A 10,842-nucleotide genomic window follows, 5' to 3' on the forward strand; every position below is an offset into this window, starting at 1 on the left:
TTTTATATAAACATCGGAATGGGGTTGAGATGCTCTTCCAATAAAGGGGTTGATAGCCAACTTAATTTAACAGGGACATCATAAAGCCGACCCGGTGCAAATCTCGCCTTAAAATGGCGCAATCCTGGAACAATCACCTTCACCACATTCAGATTGATATCAGGTCGGGTTTGATCTAAAACGAGGATTTCTAGACCTTGTTGTGCGGCAATTTTTACACAGGCGAGAACATCATCGCGCAAATCATCACTCCAGCAACAAGGGTAATCAGTCAAAACTTTGGGGATAGCACACTCGTCTGGAGCTAAATAAGGTTGATTTGCCAAGGTAGCAGTCGCTAACCAACTTTTCACATCTTGCTCGACAGGTATCAGGTTTTTATTGTGTTCGACACTCTTCTCAAGCGGTAAAACCTGGTTTAATTCAGTCACTGCTCGCAGTAGAGCAATTGTCGGATCAAAATGAGCACCAAACCCAAACAGAATATTCTCTGCCTCTTGGTCGGTGCGCTTGGAAACAGCCGCAAATGCCGGAATATTCAAATCACTAGTAATGTCCAGCACCCAAAGCTCACGGTGCAGCGTTTTGTAATACTCTAAGAGAGCCGACAAATAGGGATTGTTAAAGCTTGCCAAATCGACAGCAGGTCTTTGCAGTCGGTTGTACCACCACAGAGCGACACTATCGCGCTCTACTAACTCCATAAATCCCTGCAAAATGGCTTCTTCGAGGGTATTACCAGCAGCGCAACCACTGGAATTTGCACCACAGAACTGATGGTCTTCAGGTAGTGGATAATTGTAATACAAGTAAGCGGTTGGCAAGTATTTAAATGTTTGGGAAGTCAAAGACCAAACCGGTGTCCACTCGATTTCACGCTCTTCTTGGAATGGTTGTGGCATCCAATTAAACTGGAAATGCTTCTGATTCCAGACCTGGCGGTTCTGGTATTGGGCATTGCTGAATTGCATCAGGGCATTGGGATGAATGGCACTTTCACCGAGTTGAGCCATTGTTGCCTTCACCCGAATTTCCTCACCCGTAAAGATGCCGGAGTAGCGTTCAATGGCTTCACAAAAGGCACTGGCTTTAGATTGAAGGTCGGTTTTGCCTTTCCCAGCACTTTTGATCCGTAACACCTGCCGCAAACTGTTTAAATTCTGAGCCTCATGGGGAAAAGGATGAACAGAAACATAAGTGTGAACTAGATCGTTTCCATCCTCAGATATCCGCTCTAAAGCACTGACAACTCCCGTAATCGGACTGATGAGATGTTTGTATCGCTTAAGCGTTTGCTCAGGGGAGAAAATTCGGTGTCCGCCATCACTGGTGAACTGCTTATTTTGCGTCGCTAGCACCAGAGCTTGTGGTTCACGGTTAGTAAAATAATCTGGGCTACCACAATCAGGGCATTGAGGGCGCTGAACCAAGACATGATGTTGCAGATTCAAAGATGCCAAATCGATGGTCATCAGCTTTCCTTCAAGCTGTTCGTGTTCTCCGGTAACAATCCACTTGGCAATTTCGGTTGCCGCCAAATTTAAGCCAGTTTGCAGGGTAGAGGGCAATATTGACCGAGAGGTGGGAAATGGGTTAACGATTTTTTTTTGCTGCCCAATAGCGGTTTCAACTTCACGGTTCCCCCGCAAGCGATGAGCCAGACACTGCCAACAACCCGTTTGGCCTGGAAGAAAAATCGGGCCCAGCCAAATTACGGCTCCTACAGCTTTGACTAAAATCCAGGGCTTTTTGGTTCGTAGCGCTTCCTGGTTAAAAGTAGCCAGTTCCGGTTGCAGGTAATCATTCGTTAGGACTACTGTTAGATCCTGCTTGTTGCTGATGCAGATATTTAGGGATTGCAGAGCAGCAAGCAATGGTTCTTTTGGTACTGCATTTAAGGCAATCACAGAAACTTTAGTCGATTGCAAGCGAGCTTTAGCGACGCTCGAATCTACATTTAGGAGATTCCAAAAAGCAGCAACTTCAGGAGAGAAAGTGCCATCCGCCTCGGTGATATAGCCCTTGTTTTCTAGAAGCGTCAGAGCTTGTTCAACAGCAGTAGAGGAGACTTGCTTTTCTAACTTGCTAACAATTTCATCAACTGTATGACGACCATTTAACAGTGGAGCTAACCAACAGTAGAGACGACCAGTTAGGGCAATTTTTTTTTTCTCACTAAGCAGATATACCGTTTTCGGTAATACAACTTCTACATGGAAATGGTGTCTAAACTGAGGTCGAGCGATCGTCACAGATTTATGATTACCTTTTTAGCACTGTTACATCGTCCACAATTTTCGGATTTCTTCGCCCTGGTTTTGTCTAGCACAACAACCCCCCTCCCCTAAGTAAGAGGAGGGGATAAAACACAATATTATGACTCGTTAGACTGCCAGACAAAATCTTCTGGGGTTATATTGGGAATGTCTACAGTTATGGTTTGATTGTCTCGTTGCGCTCCAGAAGCGCTTCCAAGTTCTTCGTCATTCAACTCTGCTAAAAGTTCTTCAGAGGTAACGCTGAGTTCTTGATAATTGTTCATAATCTTCCTCGATTAATGGTGTATACCGAAGTATCATGAGTTGATTTTTATCAACTAAAAAGCATACTACCCCAACTTGTTCTCTTTACGCGATCATCCTAAAGACATATACCAAAAGAAGTAAATTATCATTTTGTCATGATTTTAGCTGCTAAATAGGAGATTGAAATACGCTCAAAAGGAGTGTCAGTGAGGTCTAGCTGCTGATAATTAATAAAAACGTATAAAATATCTCTAAGTAAAAATCATGAGTCAATATGGAATTTCCATTACCTATTTAGATGTCCACCGAGATATCTGCAATATCGGACATGTTGTAAAGTTATATGTGGAGCGAGTCAAACCAGACATAGACAATTATCTAAAGAGTAAATTTATGGAATTTAAAAAAAATAAAATTTGCTCTTATATAAAACGTTGTGTTCTTTTTTCGCTCACCATTTTTTTTATTCATGCTTGTAATTTAGATATTTGGCAACCAAAAATCAATCCTCAATCGCAAATAATTGGCAGTATCTCAAGTGATACAACAACCTTTAATTATGCTCTCAATGAAAGCAACCATAAAATTTTTGACCTAATTTATCAAGGATTAGTGCGAGACAACCCGATAACAGGAGAAATTGAATCGGCATTAGCTGAATATTGGCAAGTTTCTGAGGACAAAAAGCAAATTATTTTTACTTTACGTAAGGGCTTAAAGTGGTCAGATGGAGAATCATTAACGGTAGAAGATGTTGTCTTTACGTATAACGAAATTTATCTAAATAAAGAAATTCCTACTAGCTATAGAGATAGTTTGCGAATTGGTGAAACTCAATCGCTACCGACGGTTAAAAAAATTGGTGAATTCCAAGTAGAATTTAGTATTTCTGAACCTTTTGCTCCTTTTTTATCTAACGTTGATTTGCCTATTTTACCATCCCATGCTTTACAAGGATCGGTTAGAACAAAAGACTCGGAAGGAAAACTTCAGTTTCTTTATACTTGGGGAACGAATACTCCTCCTGCTAAACTTATTGTAAATGGGCCTTATTTACTAGAAAGTTATATTCCTGGTACACAATTTATTTTTCGACGCAATCCTTACTACTGGAAAAAGGATAAACAAGGGAATCATCTGCCTTATATTGAACGTATTATATGTGCAATTATTGAATCAAAAGATACAGCTTTATTAAAGTTTCGTTCGGGAGAACTAGACTATATTAATGTTTCACCAGAATACTTTTCTCTACTAAAACATGAAGAGAAACGAGGAAAATTTACAATTTATAATAGTGAAATTCGCTATTCAGTTACTTTTATGTCCTTCAATCTCAACCAAGGGAGAAGAGGAGAGAAGCCTTTAGTTGAACCTAAGAAATCTCGTTGGTTCAATAACGTAAAGTTTAGACAAGCAATTGCCTATGCCATCGATCGGAAGACAATAATAAATAATGTCTATCGAGGACTGGGACAACAGTTAAACTCCCAAATACCCGTACAGAGTCCCTACTATCTTTCTTTAGAAAAAGCGGGGAGTAAAGTTTATGAATACAATCCGAAACAAGCAAAAAAACTACTTTTAGAAGCGAAGTTTAAATATAACAATGAAGGACAACTTTTAGATATTGATAATAATGCAGTACGCTTTACGTTGCTGACCAACGCTAGTGACATCACCCAACAAGCAATGGCAGCCCAAATTAAACAATATTTGAGTCAAATTGGCATTCAATTAGATTTTCAGCCGATTGTTTTAAATGCCCTGATTAATCAAGTGACTAACTCTCTTGAATGGGAAGCTATGCTTCTTAGTTTTAATAGTAGTAATGAACCCAATGATGATGTAAGTTTTTGGTCTCCTGAGCAAAGTTTTCACCTGTTTAATAAAAAGCCACAACTTGACCAGCCGCATTTAGAAGGTAGAGAAGTCGCAGACTGGGAGAAGAAAATTGGTCAGCTTTACATTCAAGGAGCAAGAGAGTTAAATCGAGATAAACGCAGAGAAATTTATGCTGAAGTTCAGCAAATTATTCAGGAATATTTACCAGCGATCTTCTTAGTTAATCCTTACTCTATGCTTGCTGTACGCAATCGTTTTGATCGCATCCAATATTCGGCTTTAGAAGGAATATTTTGGAATATTGATGAACTTAAAATCAAGAAAGACTTAACGGGAAAAGTCAGTATTGAAAGCGGTTTATCAAGTCATTAGGGTAACTTTCGGAATCACTGCTCATTTGACTCCCTTACTGTACTTAAACACTCTTCCCTACTAAGTTCTGCTCTGCGGCCACTTTATGGGTTCTTGGCAACTTTTTGCGATCTCGGAGGAAGGCAGAGGGCAGAAGGCAGAAGTCGGAAGGGTAGAAGTAATAAATTCAAGCTTTGAGTTTGTTTAAGCTAGCAACTAATATACTTTGCATTTCCTCGACCTCATTCAATAGGGGAGTGAAAAGGTTTTTGTCAGCTAAATCTACAACTTTTGCAATGATTAATTGGGTATCAAGTTCTCTCAAAGAGCCTAATGCAATATGTAAAAACTGTATGTATTCTGGCTTTGAGCGCTTTCCATAGCCTTCTGCTATATTAGACGCTACAGATACAGAAGAACGTCGGATTTGGCTGGTTAAACCATACAATTCTGACTGAGAAAATAGATGGGTAAATTTATAACAATTGATAGCAAGTTGAACCGCCATTTGCCAGATAAACTGATTTCTATAACTCATATCATCAAGTGTAAATTGTCAAAATTTTCTCCTCAAATAGTCAACAAAAATCGCCGTTCAAGTAAGTCTATCTTGGCGCGTCCATACATCTGCCGCTTTAACATTTTCAGTTGATTAATATGCCCTTCAACGGGGCCATTACTAACTGACATAGTTACACCTGCTTTGACAGCGTAAAAGTTGAGCAACGCTTGTAATTAGATACGGTATTTTTAGCAACTCCCAGGGATTGAGCGAACTAAATTTAATAGTGTATTGCAAGAAGTTGTTACCCCAAATTGCTCTGAGAGTCTTATCCCTGCTGCACCGCAAGCGAGATAAACCAATTGCGCTCAGTCGTTGCGCTAAACGCAGAGTCCTTCTAGCCCTTGGTGCGGTTACACTTGTCAGCCTTTCGGTAAAAATGCGCATCCAGAGACAGTAATGGTTCGAGAAAATCTAGCAATCTTGCAACGCCAGTCTACTCTCCATGCTATCTGGATACGTTGGTTAGGTCAGTTTTTCCAAGTCTTGTTGACGATATTAGTTTTACCATTTTCTCTATTGTGGCGATTGGCTAAAAAATTAATTCGTAATTAAAAGAGCGAGTCCAGGCGATAGAGTTTGCAATCTAGTCGTTTTGAGCGATGCTTTTGTTTCATCAACCAAGGTGCGTAAACGTAGACCGTCGTAGACATCGCCTTTTACAATTGGAGTATTAATTGTATTTACATCTATGAACTTTCCTCCCCAACTCCAACAAAAGATTGAAAAATGGGCAAGTAGTCAGGGAATTTCGACTGAGCAGTTTGTTTTGCAAGCTATTGCAGAAAAAATTGATACGCTGAGTCAACAAGTCACTGAAGAACATACTCAACAAAACTCTGAGATAGCTAATGTACCGCCCCTTAACCAACCAAAAATTTATCGAAAAGAAGGGATTTTAGTTGTAGAGGCAGAATTACCAGAAAACTTTGATGTTAATGCTTTTATAGATGAGTTGAGAGAAGAACGCATTCAGGATCAAATAGCTTGATGAAAGTCTTATTTGATACTTCTGTTTTAGTTCCGGCATTAATTGTCAATCACCCGCAACATTCTGTTTGCTTTTCCAAAATTAAAGCTGCAAAATCTGGGCAAATTCAAGGGTTTATCTCAACTCACAGTTTAGCTGAAACATATTCTGTCATCACACGCTTACCCATTCAGCCGCGTATTAGTCCACAACAAGCTGAGATGATTATTGTAGATATGTCACAGTATTTAGAGGGAGTTCCACTGCTTTTCAATGATTATCAGGCTGCGATCGCTCAAATGGCAACCTTAAATCTTCCAGGTGGCGGTATTTTTGATGCTTTAATTGCTCAAGCTGCTTTAAAAGCACAGGTAGAAGCTCTGTTGACCCTCAATCCAAATCACTTTACTCGTTTGGGAAATGCCATCGCTCATATTGTGCAAGTCCCTGAGTAGATACGTAGATGCTTCTTTGGCTTGTCGTTAAACTCAAGCGATCGCTATTCTCTCATCAACGAAGGTGCGATCGTTAAACGTTTCCTCAAAGACAGCGCCTAACAATCTTGATAACATGGAAAAAATAGTTCAACCTCGCCGCCAAGGTTATGAGTAACATTAATATTTCCTAGCCTGAGTCGACGAAAGCCTTTGTTGATGAACAAGTGGCTCAAGGTGGCTACGGTTCAGTTGGCGAATATCTACAAGAGTTGATCGTTCAAGACCAAAAACGCAAGATGCAAGAACATATAGAAGAACTTTTAATTGCAGGACTTGAAAGTGGAGAGGCAATAGAAGTTAATGATGAATGGTGGCATCAAAAACTGAGCGAGATGACAGCATTGAAGTTGTGCGGATTCTCTATGCAGGGCAAGATATAGAAAGGATTTTAGAACAGGAGTGATATTGATTCGCGATCGCTTATATGATTATGTTGGTGGAGCGATCGCTTAAACAAATCCCACAAATCATGCATCTTTTTGAGTGTCTATCTCAGATACATTCAAACCTGTTAACCTAGCTACCTGTTCTACTGTCATCCCGGACTCAAGTAAGTTGCGTGCAGTTTGTAATAACTGTGATTCTGCCTTGTCTGCCCTTTGGCGTTCCTTTTCTTCAGGAGTTGGCAGTAATTTCCCTGCCAAATTTGCCCAGCGTAACCAAATAGCATCAATACCTTTATAACTTCCCTGCCACAACTGTAATGCTAACCCTAAAGATTGACTCACTAACTGATTTTGAGCATTGAATACAATAGGTTGATAAGCTCCTTTTTCATTAGAAAAACCAGCTAAATCATTAGGGTTAAAAGGGTCAAACCAGAAATATTCTGGCACACGCATTTGATTTTGATAAATTAGCTTTTTCTCATTTTTGTCTGCTTGGGCTGTGCTGTCAGAAAGCAATTCAATAACTAAATCTGGTGCTTTCCCCTCTTCCCAAACCACCCAACTGCGACGTTCTCCTTTTGGGACTCCGAACACAGCAAAAAAGTCTGGCCCTTTAAAGTCTTTGTTTCGCACCTGGGCCAGACTGTAGTAAACAAACATATTACCGCCGATAAACCCATCCTCTCGTTCTTCCAACCAAGGCATGAGAGCATCTATCAGCAAATCCATCTGGGCTTTGTGTCGTGCGCTTTCCATCGGGATACCGTCATCGTCTGGTAATTCTGCTTGGGTGGGTGGGAGTTGAATATCTGGTGCAGCTAGGGTAGTTTCGGACATAGCTTTTCACCTTGTGGTTAGGCGTGACGGGTATTTTTATGTTAAGCGATCGCAGAAATTTCAGTTAATTTGCTTTCGACAGTTTTGCAATTTGTCCAGTAAAGTATGCTTCTTCATGTTTGAGTTGTTGCGCCAGTTTTAACCCTTGTTGAAAAGCTGTTAGTGCTTGAGGAAATTCTTTGCGTTCTAGATACAATTGCCCAATTTGGTCATAAGCTTGCATCATTCCGTAAAAGTTGGCGGCTTGTCCCTGTATCTGCACCAGAATTTCGCTAGCCTGCAAAGCCTCCTGTGTTTGTCCTTGCGAACGATACAGCGCAATTAACTTCTGCAAAGCATCACCAGCCCGAACGTACTCCTTTAATTGCCAAGCAGTGGTATAAGCTTCTTGATAATTATTAAAAGCTTCTAGCAGTAAGTTAGGATCTTTCTTAGCTAGAGATTCGTAATCTGAAGCGATCGCTAGCTTTAATTCTGGTATTTCCGTAAGCTGATTTTCATTGACATAAATTTCTGCTAGTTTGTTAAGTACATTCAATGACTGCTGTGGTTGGCTTGTCTGCTCGTAAATATAAGCCAGTTGTTGCAGATATTTTACCTCATTTACACGATCGCCAAGAGATGTAGCTAAACTCAACAATTCCTCATAGATTGGCGCAGCTTTGCGATAATCAAACCAACTCAAATGCAGTTCTCCAAGTGTTTTGAGGGTTTCTAATAGTGCTGTTTGGTCTTGTTGTTGTCGCACTATTAGCAAAACTTGGTTGTAAGCTTCTATAGCCAGTTTAGACGAGCGCACATTTTTATAAGCTTCAGCTAGCGATCGCCACAATTCTAGATCGATTGGGACGTTTTTTTTCTGAGATTGGGCTTGCTTTTGAATCGCTTGCAATCGTTCCGTTATATATTGTACTTCTTGTCCGTCGTTTAGCTTCCAAGCGATCGCGCCAACTCGTGATAATGCTTGCACCTCTGCTAATGAACCTAAAAACCGCCGCAAACGCAGTTCTCGGTTCCAAATTTCAAACGCCGCAACCTGTTCACCTGCTTGCAGTTTCGCCGCCGCTTCTTGATTTAATGCATCCAACGCTGGTTCTAACTTTTGCCGTTCTTGGGGAGTTAACGGCTGTTTATCCTTGAGCGATCGCGGTGACAGTGGATCGGGTGTGGTAATCTCCAGAGGGCTAGGAGGAAATTGATCGGGTGGTTTTGGCGGTTTACTCTTTGCCAGTGCGAAGGAATTGCTAAAGAGTATAGTGGCAGTAGCGATCGCAATTAAGTGCCTGAGCATGGGTACTTGACTTTGCCTTAAGTGATTTGCATGAGATAATTAGCAATTATCCCCATGCCTATTATTGACTAACTATTCTCCAGCTTTTCTCCAGCTTGCCAAGAAAAGCCTACCTGAGAGCTATGTGGCTTCAGGATACAGTAAGTGAAGATTTTGCCAAAAAAAATGCTTAACGAGTTCTAGTTGTTAAGTACAAGATGTAAGTAGTTTAACTTGTACTGAAGTAGCCAAATTTTCTTCAGTCAAAGCATCCATCGTAGATATAATTTAAAAATTGCGATCGCAACCAGGATTTTTGAGTCTAGGGAGTGTCAAAATAATCCTAGATCATATTTAAGCAACTAGTCGATCGTTTTGTAATGACTCATTCTACTGATATCGCCACCTTAGCCCGCTGGATGGCAGCTGACTTTAGCAATCAAGAACAAGCTTTTGAAAATCCGCCTTTTTATGCCCATATCCGCGTGTGTATCCGTCCCCTTCCCTTAGAGTTGTTCTCAGGCGTAAGTTTATTTCTCGAACAAGCTTATGATTTTATGCTTAATCAACCCTACCGGATGCGGGTAATGAAGTTGATTCCGGCAGAAAACCACATTGCTATTGAACACTACACCGTTAAAGAAGAAGAAAAATTTTACGGTGCATCTCGTGAACCCGAACGCCTCAAAGAGTTGTCTATTGACCAATTGGAAAAAATGTCAGGTTGCAACATGATTGTAGAGTGGACAGGGAAGAGTTTCAAAGGCAGAGTTGAACCTGGTAAAGCCTGCATAGTGGTTCGTGACGGCAAAAATACTTATCTTGATAACGAATTTGAGATTGACGCTAAAGAATTTTTTAGCCTCGACAGGGGAAGAGATTTAGACACCGATGAGCGTCTCTGGGGTTCTATCGCCGGCCCATTTCACTTTCTCCGCTGGGGTAGTTTTGCCGATGAAGTAAAGGTGTAACACGTGAAGAGTGAAGAATTACAACTCTCTTTAATCAGCTAAGAGTTGCTTGTGCTGCGGTCAACCTGCAATCGAAATTTTTTAGCGATCGCCTAAAGACTACCAAAAACATCCAGTTAACCTACTATCTCTCCCTCAGAATCCTATGCTATCATGGTTTAACTAGCGCCCGATGACTACTAAATGGCTACTAAGATACCTTAGCAACATTTAAAGTAGTTCAGGGAATCCTGCTGTGGCGGCATAGCCAAGTGGTAAGGCAGAGGTCTGCAAAAGTTCTAAGAGGTAGTAAGGGGTAAGTCCCAAACCTTGGCAAAATAGGCTTTTTCAATAAATTCTTACAGGGATATACCAAATCCTCGTTAGAGAATGATAGCTGTTTCTCTTCTATTAGCTATCATTATTTTTGCGAGGTTTTACTGTGAGTAGAGTGTCAAAGGGCACAGTTGGTATTGAATCTTTCCGTGGTTTTTTTCGCATAAGGCTTCCCTCTTGTGTAGCTAAAGGTGCATCCAGATATTTCAGCACTGGATTAGCGGGACTTAGACAAAACAGGAGAGTAAAAAAGAGTACAATGCTTAATTAGCATAGCTTTCACGTTGAAAAAAGCTCATGAAAGAAACCA

10 protein-coding genes and 2 pseudogenes are annotated in these 10,842 nt (G+C 40.6%); 6 read left to right on the plus strand and 6 right to left on the minus strand.

Annotated elements, in window-relative coordinates; translation table 11 throughout:
• Window positions 1–2 precede the first annotated feature (2 nt).
• Both V7K53_RS21795 and V7K53_RS21800 read right to left on the minus strand, forming a co-directional pair.
• Window positions 3–2,252 (minus strand): TOMM precursor leader peptide-binding protein, encoded by a 2,250-nt coding sequence (locus tag V7K53_RS21795; protein ID WP_335199631.1) that lies wholly within the window; start codon window positions 2,250–2,252, stop codon window positions 3–5.
• A gap of 122 nt (window positions 2,253–2,374) precedes the next feature.
• Complete coding sequence (locus tag V7K53_RS21800) at window positions 2,375–2,542, minus strand: hypothetical protein (RefSeq protein WP_335199632.1); 168 nt, start codon at window positions 2,540–2,542, stop codon at window positions 2,375–2,377.
• A 376-nt stretch (window positions 2,543–2,918) separates the two neighbouring features.
• On the opposite strand from V7K53_RS21800, the gene V7K53_RS21805 reads away from it, so the two are divergent.
• Window positions 2,919–4,742, plus strand: a complete 1,824-nt coding sequence (locus V7K53_RS21805; RefSeq protein WP_335199634.1) for an ABC transporter substrate-binding protein — start codon at window positions 2,919–2,921, stop codon at window positions 4,740–4,742.
• 166 nt (window positions 4,743–4,908) lie between these two features.
• Here V7K53_RS21805 and V7K53_RS21810 read toward each other — a convergent pair whose 3' ends face one another.
• The gene (locus V7K53_RS21810; RefSeq protein ID WP_335199635.1) at window positions 4,909–5,259 is read right to left on the minus strand and encodes a four helix bundle protein; all 351 of its coding nucleotides are present in this window, start codon (window positions 5,257–5,259) and stop codon (window positions 4,909–4,911) included.
• A gap of 224 nt (window positions 5,260–5,483) precedes the next feature.
• A pseudogene (locus V7K53_RS34110) lies at window positions 5,484–5,667 on the minus strand (ISL3 family transposase); the annotation flags it as partial.
• Between the two features lie 15 nt (window positions 5,668–5,682).
• Here V7K53_RS34110 and V7K53_RS21815 point away from each other — a divergent pair.
• From V7K53_RS21815 to V7K53_RS21830, 4 genes and pseudogenes are all read left to right on the plus strand, one after another.
• On the plus strand, window positions 5,683–5,838 hold the full coding sequence (locus V7K53_RS21815; RefSeq protein WP_335199636.1) for a hypothetical protein: 156 nt from the start codon (window positions 5,683–5,685) through the stop codon (window positions 5,836–5,838).
• Between the two features lie 136 nt (window positions 5,839–5,974).
• Window positions 5,975–6,274: a hypothetical protein gene (locus V7K53_RS21820; protein WP_335199637.1), complete on the plus strand. Its 300-nt coding sequence runs from the start codon at window positions 5,975–5,977 to the stop codon at window positions 6,272–6,274.
• Window positions 6,274–6,708: a type II toxin-antitoxin system VapC family toxin gene (locus tag V7K53_RS21825; RefSeq protein WP_335199639.1), complete on the plus strand. Its 435-nt coding sequence runs from the start codon at window positions 6,274–6,276 to the stop codon at window positions 6,706–6,708. Before V7K53_RS21820 ends, V7K53_RS21825 begins: the two co-directional genes overlap by 1 nt.
• Before the next feature lie 197 nt (window positions 6,709–6,905).
• Window positions 6,906–7,130, plus strand: a pseudogene (locus V7K53_RS21830) (ribbon-helix-helix domain-containing protein); the annotation flags it as partial.
• Window positions 7,131–7,217: 87 nt separating this feature from the next.
• On the opposite strand, the gene V7K53_RS21835 reads toward V7K53_RS21830, so the two are convergent.
• Together V7K53_RS21835 and V7K53_RS21840 are read right to left on the minus strand one after the other, a co-directional pair.
• On the minus strand, window positions 7,218–7,976 hold the full coding sequence (locus V7K53_RS21835; protein ID WP_335199642.1) for a Uma2 family endonuclease: 759 nt from the start codon (window positions 7,974–7,976) through the stop codon (window positions 7,218–7,220).
• A 64-nt stretch (window positions 7,977–8,040) separates the two neighbouring features.
• A complete protein-coding gene (locus V7K53_RS21840; RefSeq protein WP_335199643.1) occupies window positions 8,041–9,267 on the minus strand; it encodes a tetratricopeptide repeat protein in 1,227 nt (408 codons plus the stop codon).
• Between the two features lie 359 nt (window positions 9,268–9,626).
• Between V7K53_RS21840 and V7K53_RS21845 the strand changes: the two genes are divergently transcribed.
• Window positions 9,627–10,217, plus strand: a complete 591-nt coding sequence (locus tag V7K53_RS21845; protein ID WP_335199645.1) for a chromophore lyase CpcT/CpeT — start codon at window positions 9,627–9,629, stop codon at window positions 10,215–10,217.
• Window positions 10,218–10,842: the final 625 nt, after the last annotated feature.

The organism is Nostoc sp. (assembly GCF_036917355.1).
In the GTDB taxonomy this organism is placed as follows: Bacteria; Cyanobacteriota; Cyanobacteriia; order Cyanobacteriales; family Nostocaceae; genus Nostoc.

What these genes read in the sequence shown, in the direction of transcription:
- V7K53_RS21800 (WP_335199632.1), bottom strand. Translation starts at nt 2,542, where the DNA reads ATGAACAATTATCAAGAACTCAGCGTTACCTCTGAAGAACTTTTAGCA.
- V7K53_RS21805 (WP_335199634.1), top strand. Translation starts at nt 2,919, where the DNA reads ATGGAATTTAAAAAAAATAAAATTTGCTCTTATATAAAACGTTGTGTT.
- V7K53_RS21810 (WP_335199635.1), bottom strand. Translation starts at nt 5,259, where the DNA reads ATGAGTTATAGAAATCAGTTTATCTGGCAAATGGCGGTTCAACTTGCT.
- V7K53_RS21815 (WP_335199636.1), top strand. Translation starts at nt 5,683, where the DNA reads ATGGTTCGAGAAAATCTAGCAATCTTGCAACGCCAGTCTACTCTCCAT.
- V7K53_RS21820 (WP_335199637.1), top strand. Translation starts at nt 5,975, where the DNA reads ATGAACTTTCCTCCCCAACTCCAACAAAAGATTGAAAAATGGGCAAGT.
- V7K53_RS21825 (WP_335199639.1), top strand. Translation starts at nt 6,274, where the DNA reads ATGAAAGTCTTATTTGATACTTCTGTTTTAGTTCCGGCATTAATTGTC.
- V7K53_RS21835 (WP_335199642.1), bottom strand. Translation starts at nt 7,976, where the DNA reads ATGTCCGAAACTACCCTAGCTGCACCAGATATTCAACTCCCACCCACC.
- V7K53_RS21840 (WP_335199643.1), bottom strand. Translation starts at nt 9,267, where the DNA reads ATGCTCAGGCACTTAATTGCGATCGCTACTGCCACTATACTCTTTAGC.
- V7K53_RS21845 (WP_335199645.1), top strand. Translation starts at nt 9,627, where the DNA reads ATGACTCATTCTACTGATATCGCCACCTTAGCCCGCTGGATGGCAGCT.